17 protein-coding genes and 1 pseudogene are annotated in these 16,538 nt (G+C 66.5%); 2 read left to right on the top strand and 16 right to left on the bottom strand.

The features are described from left to right. Window positions 1-190: 190 nt before the first annotated feature. Window positions 191-1,084, top strand: a pseudogene (locus tag SLNSH_RS25675) (NAD(P)/FAD-dependent oxidoreductase); the annotation flags it as partial. 94 nt (window positions 1,085-1,178) lie between these two features. Next, window positions 1,179-1,898: an NAD(P)/FAD-dependent oxidoreductase gene (locus tag SLNSH_RS25480; RefSeq protein WP_245422459.1), complete on the top strand. Its 720-nt coding sequence runs from the start codon at window positions 1,179-1,181 to the stop codon at window positions 1,896-1,898. A 286-nt stretch (window positions 1,899-2,184) separates the two neighbouring features. Here the strand turns inward: SLNSH_RS25480 and SLNSH_RS23130 are convergent, their stop codons facing one another. The 16 genes from SLNSH_RS23130 to SLNSH_RS23065 all read right to left on the bottom strand — a co-directional run. Then, window positions 2,185-2,865, bottom strand: a complete 681-nt coding sequence (locus tag SLNSH_RS23130) for a ZIP family metal transporter (RefSeq protein ID WP_106340465.1) — start codon at window positions 2,863-2,865, stop codon at window positions 2,185-2,187. A 9-nt stretch (window positions 2,866-2,874) separates the two neighbouring features. Then, window positions 2,875-3,048 (bottom strand): hypothetical protein, encoded by a 174-nt coding sequence (locus tag SLNSH_RS25050; RefSeq protein ID WP_158266868.1) that lies wholly within the window; start codon window positions 3,046-3,048, stop codon window positions 2,875-2,877. A gap of 92 nt (window positions 3,049-3,140) precedes the next feature. Continuing rightward, a complete protein-coding gene (locus SLNSH_RS23125; RefSeq protein WP_106340463.1) occupies window positions 3,141-3,836 on the bottom strand; it encodes a PRC-barrel domain-containing protein in 696 nt (231 codons plus the stop codon). A 1,106-nt stretch (window positions 3,837-4,942) separates the two neighbouring features. Next, window positions 4,943-5,713 (bottom strand): GlcG/HbpS family heme-binding protein, encoded by a 771-nt coding sequence (locus SLNSH_RS23120; RefSeq protein ID WP_106340461.1) that lies wholly within the window; start codon window positions 5,711-5,713, stop codon window positions 4,943-4,945. A 32-nt stretch (window positions 5,714-5,745) separates the two neighbouring features. Continuing rightward, window positions 5,746-6,984, bottom strand: coding sequence for a cytochrome c oxidase assembly protein (locus SLNSH_RS23115; protein WP_158266867.1), 1,239 nt, complete (start codon window positions 6,982-6,984; stop codon window positions 5,746-5,748). Between the two features lie 17 nt (window positions 6,985-7,001). Beyond that, on the bottom strand, window positions 7,002-7,451 hold the full coding sequence (locus tag SLNSH_RS25045; protein WP_158266866.1) for a hypothetical protein: 450 nt from the start codon (window positions 7,449-7,451) through the stop codon (window positions 7,002-7,004). Between the two features lie 5 nt (window positions 7,452-7,456). Further along, window positions 7,457-8,056, bottom strand: a complete 600-nt coding sequence (locus tag SLNSH_RS23110; RefSeq protein WP_106340457.1) for a cytochrome c oxidase subunit 3 — start codon at window positions 8,054-8,056, stop codon at window positions 7,457-7,459. Beyond that, entirely contained in the window at window positions 8,053-10,005 is a 1,953-nt protein-coding gene (ctaD, locus tag SLNSH_RS23105) for a cytochrome c oxidase subunit I (RefSeq protein ID WP_106340455.1), read from the bottom strand. Before ctaD ends, SLNSH_RS23110 begins: the two co-directional genes overlap by 4 nt. Window positions 10,006-10,015: 10 nt before the next feature. Then, entirely contained in the window at window positions 10,016-11,068 is a 1,053-nt protein-coding gene (gene coxB / locus SLNSH_RS23100) for a cytochrome c oxidase subunit II (protein WP_106340453.1), read from the bottom strand. Between the two features lie 22 nt (window positions 11,069-11,090). Then, window positions 11,091-11,756, bottom strand: coding sequence for a c-type cytochrome (locus SLNSH_RS23095; protein WP_106340451.1), 666 nt, complete (start codon window positions 11,754-11,756; stop codon window positions 11,091-11,093). A gap of 9 nt (window positions 11,757-11,765) precedes the next feature. Continuing rightward, a complete protein-coding gene (locus SLNSH_RS23090; RefSeq protein WP_106340449.1) occupies window positions 11,766-13,592 on the bottom strand; it encodes a methanol/ethanol family PQQ-dependent dehydrogenase in 1,827 nt (608 codons plus the stop codon). 1,389 nt (window positions 13,593-14,981) lie between these two features. After that, window positions 14,982-15,185, bottom strand: coding sequence for a hypothetical protein (locus SLNSH_RS23085; RefSeq protein ID WP_106340447.1), 204 nt, complete (start codon window positions 15,183-15,185; stop codon window positions 14,982-14,984). Continuing rightward, entirely contained in the window at window positions 15,182-15,397 is a 216-nt protein-coding gene (locus SLNSH_RS23080) for a heavy-metal-associated domain-containing protein (RefSeq protein WP_106340445.1), read from the bottom strand. The genes SLNSH_RS23085 and SLNSH_RS23080 overlap by 4 nt, the downstream gene beginning before the upstream one ends. A 9-nt stretch (window positions 15,398-15,406) precedes the next feature. Continuing rightward, window positions 15,407-15,625 carry a hypothetical protein gene (locus tag SLNSH_RS23075; protein ID WP_146140360.1) on the bottom strand — a complete coding sequence of 73 codons (219 nt, stop codon included), beginning with the start codon at window positions 15,623-15,625 and terminating at the stop codon, window positions 15,407-15,409. A gap of 8 nt (window positions 15,626-15,633) precedes the next feature. Next, complete coding sequence (locus tag SLNSH_RS23070; protein ID WP_146140359.1) at window positions 15,634-16,296, bottom strand: hypothetical protein; 663 nt, start codon at window positions 16,294-16,296, stop codon at window positions 15,634-15,636. After that, on the bottom strand, window positions 16,293-16,538 hold a 246-nt coding region (locus SLNSH_RS23065), incomplete at its 5' end, for a DUF4396 domain-containing protein (protein ID WP_146140358.1). The genes SLNSH_RS23065 and SLNSH_RS23070, both read right to left, overlap by 4 nt.

Below are 16,538 nucleotides of genomic sequence, written 5' to 3'. Positions count from 1 at the left end.
CATGAGCGTGTGAATTCCCCAATACCGTGATCATCGACACAGCAATCAGAAACAATGTTGTCTGTGACTTCATGCAATGATTTCAATTTTTCGAGTCAGCGAAAACTTGCAGTTACGTCATGCGAACGTCGCCCAGCTGACGAACGTGGACGACTGCTCCGATCAGCCGAGGGCGCTCTGAGCTCGGTTTATGCCCGGCCAGCCAGAATCACGCGGTCCGCAGCCGCACCCGTGTTGGGGTATTCAGGTCTCGCCGTGCAGTCAGGAAAATCCTGATTTGCTTTCCTTCGCCCGAAAAGAAAACCTTGGAAGTCAAAGCGGGAAAAAACCCGCTTTTCCAGCCGGCCTGATCACCCGCGACTGGATGAGGCAACCGCAGGCCGGGGTCTCCGCGCAACGCGGAGACCCTCGCTTCTCTTCGGCTGGCGCCCCCCTCTCGTCGGGAGGGTTGGGCCGCAACCGCGGATGGCGCGGCGGTAATGCGGCTGACGCTCGCATCCGTACTCGCAGCCTCGGTCGCACGGCGAGGCGCAACGCCTCGCTCCCGGAGCGGTTGTGCGCGCAAGCAGCCTTTGGAGCGCCGATGCCAGACAACCGCGGTGCCGAGGGTGCCCTTCGACAACGACGCGAGCGCGACGTCCTTATCATCGGCGGCGGCTTCGGCGGGCTAGCCTGCGCCCGCGCGCTCGGCGGCAAGCCGCTCTCGGTCACGGTGATCGACCGGCGCAACCACCACCTTTTCCAGCCGCTGCTTTACCAGGTCGCAACAGCGGCCCTGTCGCCGGCCGATATCGCCCAGCCCATCCGACGAATCCTGGCGCCCTATCCGAATATTGACGTCGCCATGGGGGAGGTCACCGTGATCGACCTCGACGCCCGCACCGTCGCCCTCGCCGACGGATCCGCCTACGCCTACCGGCGCCTCGTGCTGGCCACGGGCTCGGAATACAACTACTTCGGCCACGAGGACTGGAGGATGCTCGCGCCTGGGCTCAAGAGCATCGATGATGCCCGTCACATTCGCAGCACGCTGCTGCGCAACTTCGAACTGGCCGAGACCTCGGATGACCCGGAGGTCCGCGCTGCGCTCATGACGACCGTGGTGGTGGGCGGGGGTCCGACCGGGGTGGAAATGGCGGGCGCCNGTGGTGGTGGGCGGGGGTCCGACCGGGGTGGAAATGGCGGGCGCCATCGCGGAACTGTCCCGGTGGACGCTGGCGCGGGACTTTCGGCACATCGACCCTGCCTCGGCGCGTACTCTGCTCGTCGAGGCGGGACCGCGCCTCCTCGCAGCCTTTCCGGAAGAGCTTGCGGCCTACGCCGGCGACCGCCTGCGCGGCCTGGGCGTGGCGGTGATCACGGGCGCGAGCGTCGACGACGTGCTCCCCGATGCGGTCGTGATCGCCGGGCGCGAGACGCCCTGCGGCGCCGTGGTCTGGGGCGCCGGCATCCGGGCCACGAGCATCACCCGGGCCCTCGGGGCGCCGGTCGACCGGGCCGGCCGGGTCAGCGTTGGGCCGAACCTGGCCATCGTGGGGCGGGAAGACGCCTACGCCATCGGGGACTGCGCGGCGTTGCTGCAGGACGGCCAGCCATTGCCGGCCCTCGCGCAGGTCGCGAAACAGCAGGGCGAGTACTTGGGCCGCGTGCTTGGAGAGCATGGGGGCGAGCACCGTGAGCCATTCCGGTTCCGCAACCGAGGCAATACGGCGGTCGTGGGTCGTAACGCGGCGGTGTTCGACTTCGGCAAGCACCGTCTACGCGGGCGTGTCGCTTGGCTCCTGTGGGCCCTGGTGCACGTGTACCTGCTGGTCGGCTTCGAAAAGAGGCTCCTAGTGTCTGTACAATGGCTATGGCGCTATCTGACCTACCAGCGCGGCGCCAGGTTAATCCGTTGAAACATGGTGGGCCGGGCTGCCGACCCGGCTGGTCAAACAGCAATGTTCCCCGGGGCGCAGGGCGCGGTCTGACCTGCGCCAGGGTAGGACGCCGGGCTGGACGCCTTACCGCGAATAGCACCGCTATGGCCGCCACATGGACGCTCTCGGCCCGCGTCGGCAGAGCAAGAGGCTGCCGGTCCAGAGGTCGTTCAGGCCGAAAATGCCGGGGTCCGGTGTTTGGGCGGGGTCCGTCCGGGGCTAAAAAATGTCTCGGGCGACCGTACCTGCGTGCTGAGAACAGACCTCAGCCCATGGCCTGCTCCAGCATGAACAGCAGCAGGAAGCCGGCGAAGAACATCGCCGTGATCCACGGCGTGTCCGCGTGCTCATGCGCCTCCACCAGGAGCTCCTCCGTCACGAGATAGAGCAGAGCGATCAGGCCGAAAGCGAAGAAGCCGGTGACCACGGGTTGCGGCAAATCCGCGACAGGGACCGCCGCCACGGCCCCTAACGGCAACAGGACGGCAAGGGCCGCGGTCATGGCCACGACGGCCGCCTTCGAGCGAGCTTGCCCGCTCAGCTCCGTGGTGACGGTGAGCCCGAGGAAAAGGATCTCCAGGGTCAGGGCCGCCGTGAGCAGCAGGCCCTCGCGCTGCCCCGTCGCGAAGCCGAGCCCGAGCACCAGGCCGTCGATGAAGACATCCACGCCGACCGCGGCGAGCAGTCCGAGGGAAGACCTGGCCGAACTCTCCAGGCCCTTGATTCCGAGCATGGCGGCCACACCCGCTACGGCGCCAAGCACCACGGGCCAGAAGCCGTGGTGCTTGAGGTCGGGCAGGATCTCGCCGGCTGCAGCGGCGAAGACTACGCCGGCTGTGAAGTGCTGCATGGCGCTGGTGAGTGTCGGGCCGGGCGGGCGGCGCACGGCCAGTAAGGCGCCGGCCACGGCGGCCGCGAACGGAATAAGGATGTAGAGCCAGATCATCGGACCTCGTCAGCCAGCAGGCGTTCGCAGCAGGCGCATGGAATTAGCGGTGACCAGCGCGATCGCCGCGGATATCGCCGAGGGTGACCGGCCAAAGGTGATCAGGATCACGGTATCGAGCCTGAGTGCGATGCCCACGTTCTGGCAGATGTTGGAAATGATGCGCTTGGAGAGCGCAGTCATTCCTCAGCCCCACCATTAATCCAGCTTTGTCCTTCGCGAGCACTCAACGCTGGAGAAACCGGGGGCACGGCGCCCCCGGTTGCAATCGCCATTCATCGAGCGTAGCGGACCTCAGGCAGAGCCTTGAGTTGATCCTTGTTCATGTTCACCACGGCCCGGTCGGGGTATCCGCGGTAAACTGTCTCGCTCTGGCCCGTCCCGGTATCGGCGTTCTTGCGGGTGACGGCGCTGGTGGTTTCCGGCGCTGACCTTGCCACGGCGCTGGACTGGGCTGAATTGCTCGCTGCAGCCCCAGCCTTCTCCGCGCTCGCGCTCACTCGAGCCGGCGCTTTGGGCGCGCTCGCGACGCTTCCACTGCCGTTCGCTGCAGGCCTGCCGGCCGCGGCCGTGCGATCCACGTCCGACTGTTCGACAAAGCGTACCTGACCGAAGGGAACCGCCACGTCGTGCTCCCCCATTCCAAGGAAACCGCCCACGCCGATCACGACCGCCTCCACGCGGCCGTCCTGACCCACGATGAGGTCGTTGATATCTCCGATATCGTCGTTGCTGCTGTTGTAGACCTTAACGCCGATCAGCTTCGTGGACCGCCACTGGCCCTGATGGATGCGAAAGAGCGCCCCTTTGCTGTCCGACTCGATGGTCGATTTGGCCGCGTTCGAGACAGGCGCGGCCGTGGCTTGGTTAGCGGCAGCAGGTCCCTTCATGTTGGGGGCATTAGTCTGGGCCAATGCTCCCCCGGCGAGCAGCGAGCTTCCAAGCAAGGCGAATATGAGATGCTTTGTCATGGGATCTCCCCTGAATTTTAGTGGTGACTGCGGTGACGGTGCAAATGGTGGCGTCGGTGCCAGCTGCGGTAGGCGTAATGGGGCGTTCGGGAGTAGCGTTAGTGCCGACCGTGTCGATGCATGGTCGGATTGGTGCCAGCGGCTGAGTTCGCATGCTGCCCCTCCAACTAGAAATGGGCCCACTTGGAACTGTGACCTGGTTTCGGGTCTGCTGGGCGAATCCGGCGCCGGCTGACGGCCGGCCCCGGTAGGACCAGGGCCGACACCAGAAGCTCTCGTCACTGGTCATTCGGTATGCTCTGTCTACAAGCTATTCACAGGATGAATACGGAGGGCAGGACAAGGTTTCGCGAGTGTAACCCAGGTGACACTCATATGGCGGCTTTGTCTGTGAGAGGGTGGGTATAATTGGGAGCAGCTCGAAATGTCTTCTGCTCTCCAGCTCACCCTGAAATTGCTCAGTACTCCGGCTGACAGAGCCGAAACTTTTGGTTCTGCCGCCGGGTTGTGAGCGAGCAAAGCCGAAAATCGAGGAAGGAAGCAAAATGCGTTTTCTGATTAAAGCGGTTCTGTGCGGAGCTTTGGCTTTTGCGGGGACCATATCCATGGCCGAGATGAGCTCAGCCCAGCAGGCACGCGGTCAGGTCACCGCTCCAGGTGGGCCGACTTTAAGCTCCCGGGGGAGTATGCGGACGCAACCCATCCACCGCACGAACCCCACACTGAGACGGCATAGCTATAGATCGCATGGATACCGCTACAGCCGCAATTGGCGGGGGCATAGACATGGCTGGTACCGTGAGCACTACACCGACCGCCGGATCTACTGCCGCCATCACCCGGGTCGCTGTTCCGGTCAGTACGCCCACGCTCATGGCAATAAAATGTACTGACCGGCGCGCGCGCGACTTCAAATATAGGAAAATCTGAACTCAAGCGGACCCATGTAGCTGAGGACTACCGCTAGTCCACGGATCCGCTGCCTAATTGCGCCCCAAAACGGGCCTCGGCCCGAACACTCCAGTTGCGGCATCGTGAGTGTTCGGACCTGGGCGATCGTGAATGTCTACCGTAAGTGTACGACCGAGAGGAGCGAATTGGCGGGCCTATTGTCTTGGCTTCGCCCAACCCGGGGTGGACCCTGCCTTAAGCTGTTCGGCGATCTCGGGCTCTTTCCCGACGCAAGAGGGATGCCCGAACCCGGACGCGCTCGTCTTGTCAGGCTGGATATCGTAGATGATGCCGTCTTTTTGCGGCGTGGGGCCGGCAGGGACTTGGTCGAGCTTCAATGCCGCCCGGATGCGCCAGGCGATGTTGTGGTCGGCGCAGGATGTGTCTCCGCTGGCGCCCAAGCCGCCGACGACGTGCCCTTGGCTGTACAGCGCCAATCCTCCTCCGAACACCACGACTCCCCCGACCGGCTTGCCCAAGAGCGGATCTGATCCGGAGCCGAAAGTGCTCGGATCGCCGGCCAGAAGAGCAGGACCGGTTGGCGGGTTCGTCATTTGCAGTCCGAACAGGAAGCCATTCGGCTGCGCGCCGGAATACAGGTTGGCGGTGGACATCGCGTAGTTGTCCAGGCTGAGCGCATTCGCGGTGTTCGCCTTTTCCGCCGCGATGGCTCTGCTGCCAAGCCACTGATCAGCGGGCTTTGCGCCGCTGAAAGCGATCGCGCACAGGACGCCATTGCGGTCCGTGATGGCCGCCCACTCATTGTTGTCGAAGCCGCCGTTCGTTGGGCCGCCGCTCGGCTTCACGCTCGCGCGGAGGGCTTGTTGCAACTGGTCGTGATTGGCCGGGCAGCTTTCCGCCCACGCCGCGGTCGTCGCAATGAGCATGGGCGGCACAGCCAGGAGCGTGCGGCGAACTGGGATCATTGTCGCTCTCCATTGAAGGTACGTGGTCGCCTTCAGCGCAGCGTGGCGAGATAGGCGGCGATGTCGCGCGCGTCGGTCTCGCTCAGCCGCATGTTGGGCATGACGTTCCCCGGGACGACCGCCTGCGGGTTGCGCAGCCAGAGCACCATGTTCTCGGGCGTGTTGCGGAGCATTCCGGCGATGTAGACGCGCTGGCCCATCTGGGCGAGCGGCGGGCCGACGAGGCCGTCGGCGCCCCCCACGCCCGGAATCGTGTGGCACGAGCCGCAGCCGATGTCGGCGATCAGGGCCGCCCCCTTCTTTGCGTCCCCAAGGCCAAGATTGGCCTGGGCCTCGCGGGGCTCGCAGCCGGGCAGCGCCAGCAGCACGCCGATCGCGACCATGAGCGCGGCGGTCGGCCGAGCGGCGAGAACGGCGCGCCGTTTGGCCTCGCGCAGCCAGGCGACGGTCAGCCAGCAGATCACGCCGAGATACACGAACCCCGCGGGGATCCACATGATCAGGCCGGCCAATTGCTGGTCCTCCACGGGCGTGACGCCCCAGGCCCGGGCAGTGGCCGCGTGGACAGGATAAAAGGGTCGATTGGCCAGGATCATGAGCGCCCCCGGGAGTCCGCTGACGACCGCCGCGGTGGTCACGGACAGGAGCCGACCGCCGAAGCCGACTGCCCTTGCGCTCGGCGCGAGGACCACGCTCCAGAACGCGATCGCGCTGGCGAAAAAGGTCGCATGCTCGAAGACATGGCCCCAGGCGTGACCAAGGGACCAGCCATAAGGGCCTGGCAAGTGCCAGAAGGCGAAGACGCCGCAGAACAGAATCCACGAGAGGACGGCGCCGGCGGCCGATCCGGACAGGCGTACGAGGCCGGTGGTCACCAAGGCCTTGCCGAGCCCGGTGCGCCAGGACCGCGGCAAGCCCGCCAGTAACGCAACCCCGGTCCGTCCCAGGCTGTAAAGCGGCGCGGCCAAGAGGATCAGCGCCAGGTGTTGCACCATATGCGCGGAGAAAAGCTGGTCGGCGACGCGGTCGGCCTGCGGCGCGAGAGCGGCGGCCAGCGTCAACGATCCGGCGGCGAAGGCGCCCGCCTGCCAAGGGCCGATCGCCTGGGCGGCGGAACGGCCCCGCAGCCGCGTCCAGCCCCGGGCATAGAGCGCGCCGAGAACGAGCAGGCTCAGCGCGAGCCACAGCCAGCTCGGCCCGGATCCGCTTCCGCTTGCGCTTTCGCTTCCAGCGTGAGCCCAGGCGGCGCCCGGCGCGAGCAGTGGGGCCATGATAAGGGAAGATCCGGCTAACCTCCGCATGACGACACCAGGTACAATCCGAGCGCATCGAAGATGAGGGCCACAGCGAACAGCGCCCCGATCCAGAGGCCCCAGGCGGCCATGAAGCGCGTGCGGCCCTCGCCGACCTCGATCAGATGCTTGTGCCCTCCTCCGGCCTCGCCGGCGGTTTTCCGCCAGCTCCGGTAGCCGAGAAAGCTCGCGACCGCGGCGATGACGAAGGCGACCGCCGTGACCGCCAGGAGCGCATGGGGCAGCCCGCCCCAGCCTTGGGGCAGGACAGGGCGCGGGTATTCGCGCGGGAAGCACGCGTGACTGGCCAGGGCGTAACCCAGAAGAACCTGAATGCCCCAGACTACGGGCGCCGCCGCGATGGCGAACACGAGGACCTTGCCGCTCACCTCCGAGCGGTGCGGAGCGGGATGCTTGACGCCAGTGGCGGGTTCGGTTGCGGGCATGGCGCTCACCGCAGGTGGGGCGTGACGTAGAGGCTGAAGAAGACGGCCAGCCAGACGGCGTCCACGAAGTGCCAGTAGATGGCCCCGATCGTGACCGGGGCGTTCCGACGGTCATCGAAGTAGCCGAGCGCGGACCACAGCAGCAGGGAGGCAAGCACGATAAGGCCCGCGATCACGTGCGCCATGTGGAAGCCCGTGATGGTGAAGAACAGCGAGCCGTAGCTGCTGGAGAAGGGCGTGAAGGTCTTGTCCGCCCATTCGAAGCCCTGGATCACGACGAACGCGATCCCGAGCAGGAGGCCGACGGCCAGCCCCAGGCACTGCCGGGCGCGGTTGCCCTTGCGCGCCTCCCGCTCGGCCCACCAGACGGCGACGCTGCTGAGGAGAAGGATCACCGTGTTGGGGCCCGACAGGCGGAAAGCGGGTAGCTTCTCCGGCAGCCAGCCGCGGCCGTACTGGACGTCGAAGAAGAAGTAGCTGAACAGCAGGTATGCGAAGAGCGCGGCTTCCGTGGCGATGAGGGCCAGCATGCCCCACCAGCCGTTCGCCTTCTTGCCCATGCTGCCCACCGGCAGTCTGCGGCGGATGATCAGGGGCTCGCTCATGCCGGCCTCCTGGCCTTCTGCGCCAGCGCGGCCTCGGGCCACAGCCAGACGAGGCTGCCGATCAGGATCGCGAGTCCGCCGATCCCGGCGACCCACCAATTGGCGAGCAGCAGGCCCGTGAAAGCGACCGCCATGGCGAGCGTGACGACGAACGGCGCGTAGCTGTCCTCCGGCATCTTGAGGATGACGTCCGGCTGGGCGTCGAGGGCGGTCGTGGCGAGCGCCTCCTTGCCGTCAGCCAGCACGGGGCCTCGGTGGATTTCGGAATGGCCGGCCTCGGTCTCGCCCAGCCTTTCCTCCCACAGCGGGTGGCGGCTGGCGACGAGCGGGATCACGGGGAAATTGTAGGGCGGAGGCGGAGAGGGCGTCGCCCATTCCAGCGTTGGCCCGTCCCACGGGTTGGGGCCGGCCGGCGCGCCGCCGCGGCGGCTGATCGCCAGGTTGATCAGAAGCAGCAGGATCCCGATCGCCAGCACGAAGGCGCCCATCGTGGTGATGAGGTTGAGCGTGTCCCAGCCGAGGCCGTCCGGATAGGTGTAGATCCGCCGCGGCATCCCCATGAGGCCAGTGACGTGCATGGGAAAGAAGCCGAGGTTGAAGCCGACGAAAACGAGCCAGAAGTTCCAGCGCCCCAGCCGCTCGCTCATGAGGCGGCCGGTGATCTTGGGGAACCAGACATAGAGCGCGCCCATGACGGCGAAGAGGTTGATCCCGATCAGCACGTAGTGGAGGTGCGCCACGACGAAGTAGGTGTCGGTGAGTTGCCGGTCGGCCGGTACGGCGGCCGTCATCACGCCGGAAACGCCGCCGATCACGAACATGGCGATGAAGCCGGCAAAGAACAGGAAGGCCGTGGTGATCACCGGCCGGCCGGTCCAGATCGTGGCGATCCAGGCGAACACCGCCACGGCGCTCGGGATGGTGATGACGAACGACGCGGCGCTGAAGAAGCTGAGCGCCAGGAAGGGCAGGCCCGTGGCGAACATGTGATGCAGCCACACGCCGAAGCCGAGCACCATCGTGGTGATGGTGCCGAGCACCACCACCGTATAGCCCACGATAGGCCGGCGGCAGAAGATCGGCAGCGCGTCGGACACGAGGCCCATCGCGGGGAGCACCACGACGTAGACCCAGGGATGCGCGAACATCCAGAACAGGTGTTGCCACAGCAGCGGCTGTCCTCCTGTCTCGGGCGTGAAGAAGTGGGTGTTGAACTGCCGGTCGGCCCACATCATCAGGAAGGCGAGGCTCACGGCCGGCACCGCGAACAGGTTCCCGAAGGAAACCGTCACCGTGCCCCAGGTCAGGATGGGCACCCGGTTTATGGACATCCCCGGCGCGCGCATGCGCAGGAAGGTGACGACGAAATTGGCCGAGCCGACCGTGGTCGAGACGCCGTAGAAGATCATCCCGAGCGCGTAGAAATCCATGTTGGGGCCCGGGTTGTAGGGCTTGAGCGCATAGGGGACGTAGCTGAACCAGCCGTCGTTCGGGGCGAAGCCGAGCACGAGGCTCGCGTACATGAAGATGCCGGAGGCCACGTAGACCCAGTAGGAGAAGGCATTCAGCCGCGGGAACGCCATGTCGCGCGAGCCGAGCACCAGCGGGAACAGGTAGTTGCTGAAGCCGGACAGCACGGGCAGCGCGTAGAGAAAGATCATCGTCAGCCCATGCATCGAGAACAGCTCGTTGTACTGCTCCGGTGTCAGCAGGGACTTGTTGGGCCCGGCGAGCTGCAGGCGCATGACGAGGGCTTCGATCCCGCCCAGAACGAGGAACACGAAGGAGGTGACCAGGTAGCGGATCCCGATCTCCTTGTGGTCGACGGTGGAGAGGAAGCCCCGGATCCCCGGCTTGGACTCCCAGATCGCCTCGAGGTCGTGCGCCAGCGGCGTCTCGTAACCCTTCTCCGCGATGGCGGGCGTGCGTTCGTATTCGGTCGCCGACACGTCCCGTCTCCTATTTAAGGGTCTCGAGGTAAGAGCGGATACTGGCGAGCTCCGGCCCGGAGATCTCCAGGTTGGGCATCTGCGCCCCCGGCTTGATCGTCTGCGGGTTGGCGATCCAGCCCGACAGGTAGGCGATCTTGTTGGGCAGCGTCGCCGCCGCCAGGGACCCGCGGCTCATGAGGTGGGTCAGGTCCGGGCCGAGCGCGCCGCCGGCGCGCGTGCCGCGGACGGTGTGGCAAGCCCCGCAACGCTGGATGAACCGGTCGCGCCCCTCCGCGACCTGCTGGCTCGCCGCCTCCCTGGCCGGAGAGATCTGGCCGTCGAGCCAGGCCTGGAAGTCCTCCGGCACGTCGGCGACCACCACGATCCCCATGTGGCCGTGCTGCTTGCCGCAATATTCGGCGCACTGGCCGCGATATACGCCGGGACGCTCGGCCTGCAGCCAGGTCATGTTGGTCTGGCCGGGGATGACGTCCGTCTTGCCGCCGAGCGCTGGGATCCAGAACGAGTGGATCACGTCATCGCTCTGCAGCTTGAATTCCACCGCCTTGCCGACCGGGATGTGGATCTCGTTGGCGACGTCCACGATGCGGGTCGGGTCGCCGCTCTCGTACCGGGCGTCCCACCACCACTGGCGGGCGCGAATCTCGATGGTCACGGCGGGATCGACGGGCGGCCGCGCGATCTTGGCCATCGTCACGGCGGTCCAGCCCATCATGCCGAGCAGGACCACGGTGGAGACGCCCACCCCGATGCTGATCCACGCCAGGCCCGACCGGGGCCGGACCACCGGGATCCTGGTCGCTTCGGGCAGCGAGACATCCGTGTTGCGCCGACGCAGGACCCCGACCAGCACGAAGAGACTGATGAGCACGATCACGGCGATCGAGATCCCCATCAGTCCCCATGTCAGCGCGACGACGGGGCGCTCCTTCACGCCCGCCGTGGTGAGATAGTTCATCGGGAAATCGGCCCAGCCCAGCGCACAGGCCGGTCGGGGCGCAGCAAGCAGCGCCGCCGCCATTCCGCTCCCCGCCACAATGGCCCGACGCGCGTTGCGCATGCCGCTTCTCCGCTGGCGCGCCTCAGCGCGCGTTGGGTTTCTGCCCGGCGCTGAAGGTTTCCGTGCTGCTCCAAGGCTTGGGCGTGCTGACGTACTCCGCCGGGGTCTGCTCGATGTCGGGTGAGGGCGGCGTACGCGAGTAGGTTTTGCCGAAGGTCTTCGGCGCCGGCTCGCGCAGGCTGCGGACATAGGTGACGAGGTCCCAGATCGCCTCGTCCGGCAGGGCCGCGCCCCAGGCGGGCATGCCGTTGGGCCGGCCCTGCTTGATGGTCAGGAAGATGTTCGCGGGCTGCTCGCCGTAGATGTACTTCCAGTCGCTGAGGGACGGGCCCATGCCGCCGCCTCCGTTGTCGGCGTGGCAGCCGATGCAGTTGAAGCTGGAGAAGAACTTCATCCCGCGCTGGAGGGACGCCTCGTCGCCCGTGGGATTACGGATGTCGGGACGGCTCGGCACCGCCCCGGGAAACAGCGAGCTCACCGGAACCTGCAGCATCTGGGCGCTGGACCCGGCCAGCACCGGCTGGCCCGTCAGGGCGCCCTGCGCCCCGGGCAGGGATGGCGCCGAGAGGCCGGCGTGGGGCTGCGGCTGCTCCGGCGCGCCCAGCGGGGGGCTTTGCGCGAAAGCCGGCGAGAGGGGCGCCAGGCCCAGCGCCGCAGCCGCGACGAGGAGAAGCGATGCGCGGGACATGGCGTCACCTCACTGCGGGGCCGGAGACGCGGGCTTGCCGCCTTGGGCTTGAGCTTGCGGCAGGGCGAATACGAAGAGCGTGCTGCCGCCCTCGGTGTAGGTCCCAAGGTCCTGGGTCGCCCCTGCGAATCCGAGCGCGGCGTTGCGGACGCGCGGATCGACCTCGGCGTTGGCCACAACGCCTGGCCAGCCGCCGACCCCCGACAGGATGGCTACGTACTGGCGCCCATCCGCGCCCTGGAAGCTCATCGGCTGGCCAATGATCCCGGACGAGGTGCGGAACTGCCAGAGCTGCTGGCCGCTCTTGGCGTCAACCGCCTTGAACATCCGGTCCATGGTCCCGTAGAAAGCCACGTCGCCCGCCGTCACCAGCGCCCCGGACCAGACCGGAAAATTCTCCTTGATGCTCCAGACCTTGGTCTTCTTCACCGGGTCCCAGGCCATGAACTCGCCCCGGTAGCCCCCCGGGCCGGCGTACATGTCCACGGTCGCGCCCACATAGGGCGTCCCTGCGATGTACCCGACCTCGGCGGTCTTGAAGTTCATGCACAGATGCTGGTGCGGCACGTAGAGGAGGTTGGTGCGCGGCGACCAGGCCGTCGGCTGCCAGTCCTTGACGCCGGGCGATGCGGGGCAGACGTTCTCGATGGTCTTGCCCAGCGCGGGCTGCATCTGCTCGTTCGGCTTGGGGCGGCCCGTCTTCAGGTCCACGCCCAGATAGGCGTTCACGGTGTCATAGGCGTCGGCCGAGATGACTTCCCCCGTCTGCCGGTCGATCACGTACATGTAGCCGTTGCGGCCGGGGTGGATGAGCACCTTGCGGGTCTGTCCGTTGATCGGCAGGTCGACCAGGACGTTCTCGTTGATCTCGTCGTGGTCCCAAAGGTCGTGCGGATTGGCCTGGTAGGCCCACTTGGCCTGGCCGGTGTCCGCGTCCCGGGCGAAGATGGTCGAAGTCCATAGATTGTCGCCGGGTCGCTGGTTGGAGTTCCAGGGCCCGGGGTTGCCGGTGCCGTAGTAGATCTGGTTCAGCTCCGGGTCATAGGTGATCCAGCCCCAGATCGTGCCGCCGCCGATGGACCACTTGTCCGGCGGCCAGGTGGAGACGCCCAGGTCCTTGCCCTTGAGCCAGTCGTAGTGCGGTTTGAAGTCGGGGCCGATCAGCACGTCCTTGTCGGGCCCGGTGGAAAAGGCGGTCCACACCACCTTGCCGGTCCCCTGGTCAACCGCGACCAGCTTGCCGCGGACGCCGAGCTCCCCGCCGCTGTCGCCGACGATGACCTTCCCCTTCACGGCGAGCGGAGCCATCGTGATGGTCTCGCCGCGGTTGATGTCGCCGACCTTCGCGTTCCAGATTTCCTTGCCCGTCTTCGCGTCCAGCGCGACCACGTGGTTGTCGAGCGTGGCGACGAAGAGGCGCCCGTTGTCGTAGGCCGGCCCGCGGTTCACCACGTCGCAGCAGGCGACGCCCTGCGCCGCGCGTTCGGTGTCCGGGACATAGGTCCACTTTAGGTCCCCGGTGGTGGCGTCCAGCGCGAACACCTTGTTGGGGTACGGGGCGACGACATACAGCGTGTTGTCGACCACGAGGGTCGCCGATTCCTGGCCGCGGTTCTTTCCCACGGAGAAGGTCCAGGCGACCTGGAGCTGGCCGACGTTTTCGGGCTTGATCTGGTCGAGTGGGCTGAACCGCGTGCCGGCGTAGTCGCGACCCGGCATGACCCACTGCTTGGCGTCCTTGGAGAGCGTCTGGAGGTCTTGCCCGAAGGAGAGCGATGGCGGGGAGACCAGCGCAAGCGCGGCAAGTGGGGCAAGGAGCTTCAATCGCGCATGCATGAATGCTCTCCCTCGGGCTGCGGCGAAAACCTTCTGAGGAACCGGCCGTTCCTGTCGCCCCGGCCTGGAGACGCCTGGACAGTTCGGTCGCTGACCTACTTTCGAGAAAGATCTCCAGGAGCTCTTGTTTGGTCAGGAGGAACTCGCGCCGCCCGCTCGTCAACCACGGGTGCTTTCCGCATCGTACGCTATCGATCGTACGCCCGTTCGCGGTTTTTCCTGACTCGTCCGCGGCCGAAACCGTGAAACTATGTCGTGCTCCTTGATGACAGCCCGTCAAGGCACACCCCAACTATTGGCCGCCTCGTGGCGGCCTTCTTTTGCGGCGAGCCAGTCTGGAATACTCAGGAACCGCATGTGACTGCGCTCGTTGCTCGGAGACGGGAGGTGTCGAACAATGTCTTTCGAGCACAAGCACCCAGGCCAGCAGGAACCCCGGGCTCATGGCGAGACCCACCATGAAGACCGCATCGTGGATCTTAATACTGCGCCCGAGGAGGAAATCGCAGATCTGCCGATGGTCGGCCCAGATCGCGCGAGAACACTCTGCCAAGCTCGGCCGTTCAAGAACTGAAGTGACGTCGAGAAACTGCCCGGCTTCGGAGCTGGGATGATCGATGATCTGACAAGCGGAGGCTCCCAAATCGGCTCCTGATGGCGCTTGGAGTGGAAACCTGAGCAGAGAGCAGCCTGAAAGCGACCTCGGATGCACACCGTGTCCGGCCGCGTTGCGGCGGCGGGGGTGGGCATCATGGTCGTGGGTGCAATCGTAGGTTCAAGTTTCATTCAAAGCGGCCTGGTCACTGGATGGCCCCGACCGCTTATGCCGCCAAGGGCCAATTTGAGACTCCCATTCTGCTCGGCCCGGATCATCGTTACGTTGCAGTGGGCCCTCTTTCCAAAACTTGTTTTGAGCACAATTGTGCTGATCCGCACCTCTCTCGGCTTCTCAACCGGGATTGGAAAAAGGGCACGCCCAGCCAGGTCAACTTTGGAAGCTGTGGCGACGCGGAGCGCGAGATCGGTTGCCCACCAGTGCCCGCCCCGAGACGCGCGCACAGAGCTTCACCACTCAAGGGCGCTCGGCTGGTAGAAGAGTATAGTGGACCGTCTGCGCCACGATCCTGCCCCCCTCGATCCAGTAGCTGGCGGCGCCGTCATCCACGCGCGCTCCATTGCGGGCCTGGCTGACCACCCAAGCAAGGCCACGTGGCCTGACACCATCGTAAACTCCATGCCGGGCAGCTCGCGCCGCAGCCGCGCGGCGAGGGCGCGTATACCGGCGTGGCCCTGGCGAACGCCTTGGGCGCTCAGGACCACCAATAGGGCGAAAAATTCCGGGCGAGGTCGTCGTCAACCGTCCCCGTGCGGCTGAGGCGGAGGTGGCCGTCAAGGACCTGCCCGGCGTGCGGGCGTCCAGGCCGGCAGGGCCATTTGCTCCGTGAGAGCGTCGAAATCCTGAGGCGCGCCGGGCTCCGCGATGGATGGGGCGTCCGGCGTCGAACCCGCGAAGGGCAACTCCTCGTCAGCGGTTGTCGCGGCCATGTTGATCGGGGTGTCGGGCCCCTGATCGTCCGGCACGCGGGCGCTCACGACCGGATCTCCTCCACCGATGTCACGGGATACCCTGCGCTCTCGATGGCGAACACTAAGACCTGCGGGTCGGCGTCGGATCCGACCCTAACCTCGCCGTGCTGAAGGTCTATGCCGACCGGGACGTCCCCGGGCAGCGACGCCCGCAGCGCATCCTCCAGGGCCTTTTCGCCGCGCCGGTCGCCGGTTGGCCCGAGATCGTAGGCTCGCATGTCTCCGCCTCAACTCGAGGACGGCGAGGTGGCGGCAAGCGCGATCAGCTTGCCGGCCATAGTCCTGACCTCGTCCTCGGCGTAGTCGTCCCGCCCATCGCGGGGCGCCTCGACCTGCGACGCGGGCTCGCCGCCAGCTGCGCGGTAGCGGGCGCCGGTGGGCGCGAAGGTCGCTACCACGGCGTCGCCGTCGCGTTCCAGATGAAAGTCGTCGGGCTTGGGTGTCACGGACTGCCTCACTTGCTGGAGTTGTTTTTCAGATCGGTCGGGCCTGCCTTGGTGGCGAGCGCAACATACGGGCGGCCGAGCAGCACCTGGTCGGCGTCCAAGCTGATCGTCTTGGCTCCCAGCCCGAGCACGCCACCCACGCGCAGGTCGGCCACGAGGTGGTCCTTGTCCGCGTGCAGCCCCTTTAGCGTGCCTAAGGTCTCCCCGCTCGCGTTGACGGCTGTCTGTCCGAGCGCGCCCGACAGCGCGTCCGCCGCCCTGAACGACGCGGGCTGTCCCATGGGCGCCTTGTCCAGTCCTGCCGCAGCTTGCGCAAGCACTTCGGCGGCCCGCTCAGGGCGGCCGTCCTGCACGAGGGCGCGCGCTTTCTTGATCGCGTCGTAGGCCTGCCGAAAGGCGTCGGCAGTCTGGAGACCGAGGCTGTCGACCGTCGTGGCCGCAAGCGCGAGATGCCGCGCCCTGTTCAGGGCCGCCATGGCCGCCGCGCGCCGGCCCTCCGTGAGACCCGCCGCGCAGTTCCGCATGTTGGCCGCGAGGCCGCTCCGGAAGGGCTCAAGGCTCGATGCCGACGCGCTGGTCACGAGGCCCTTGGGACCCTCATTCGCCCGCAGAGGCCCGGCGAGGGACACCGCAGCGGCGCAGGCCATCACCGCCATCCCTGCCCGCTTCATCGGCGTACCCCGCTGGCGCGCACGCCTGAATGGGCTTCGTGTCGCCGCTCCGGCGGGTTTCGGCCTCCGTCGCGCTGGGCCATCTGCTTGAGCATGTGCTCATGGCCCTGGCCGTGCTTCCAGCCGATCGCGACCAGCCACCAGTTCATCGGGAGGGTGAACACGAAGCCGACGAACAGCCCGAGGGCTCCGAATGTCCAGAACGCGTAGGTCTCCGGAAGCGGCTGCTCGCCCACGGTGGC

Origin of the sequence: Alsobacter soli (assembly GCF_003004785.1) — a bacterium.
In the GTDB taxonomy this organism is placed as follows: domain Bacteria; phylum Pseudomonadota; class Alphaproteobacteria; order Rhizobiales; family Beijerinckiaceae; genus Alsobacter; species Alsobacter soli.
This window is presented reverse-complemented; position numbering and strand designations above follow the sequence as displayed.

Bases quoted from the DNA above. Each gene is read 5' to 3' on its own strand.
- SLNSH_RS25480 (WP_245422459.1), top strand. From the start codon at position 1,179: ATGGCGGGCGCCATCGCGGAACTGTCCCGGTGGACGCTGGCGCGGGAC.
- SLNSH_RS23130 (WP_106340465.1), bottom strand. From the start codon at position 2,865: ATGATCTGGCTCTACATCCTTATTCCGTTCGCGGCCGCCGTGGCCGGC.
- SLNSH_RS25050 (WP_158266868.1), bottom strand. From the start codon at position 3,048: ATGACTGCGCTCTCCAAGCGCATCATTTCCAACATCTGCCAGAACGTG.
- SLNSH_RS23125 (WP_106340463.1), bottom strand. From the start codon at position 3,836: ATGACAAAGCATCTCATATTCGCCTTGCTTGGAAGCTCGCTGCTCGCC.
- SLNSH_RS23120 (WP_106340461.1), bottom strand. From the start codon at position 5,713: ATGATCCCAGTTCGCCGCACGCTCCTGGCTGTGCCGCCCATGCTCATT.
- SLNSH_RS23115 (WP_158266867.1), bottom strand. From the start codon at position 6,984: ATGGCCCCACTGCTCGCGCCGGGCGCCGCCTGGGCTCACGCTGGAAGC.
- SLNSH_RS25045 (WP_158266866.1), bottom strand. From the start codon at position 7,451: ATGCCCGCAACCGAACCCGCCACTGGCGTCAAGCATCCCGCTCCGCAC.
- SLNSH_RS23110 (WP_106340457.1), bottom strand. From the start codon at position 8,056: ATGAGCGAGCCCCTGATCATCCGCCGCAGACTGCCGGTGGGCAGCATG.
- coxB (WP_106340453.1), bottom strand. From the start codon at position 11,068: ATGCGCAACGCGCGTCGGGCCATTGTGGCGGGGAGCGGAATGGCGGCG.
- SLNSH_RS23095 (WP_106340451.1), bottom strand. From the start codon at position 11,756: ATGTCCCGCGCATCGCTTCTCCTCGTCGCGGCTGCGGCGCTGGGCCTG.
- SLNSH_RS23090 (WP_106340449.1), bottom strand. From the start codon at position 13,592: ATGCATGCGCGATTGAAGCTCCTTGCCCCACTTGCCGCGCTTGCGCTG.
- SLNSH_RS23080 (WP_106340445.1), bottom strand. From the start codon at position 15,397: ATGCGAGCCTACGATCTCGGGCCAACCGGCGACCGGCGCGGCGAAAAG.
- SLNSH_RS23070 (WP_146140359.1), bottom strand. From the start codon at position 16,296: ATGAAGCGGGCAGGGATGGCGGTGATGGCCTGCGCCGCTGCGGTGTCC.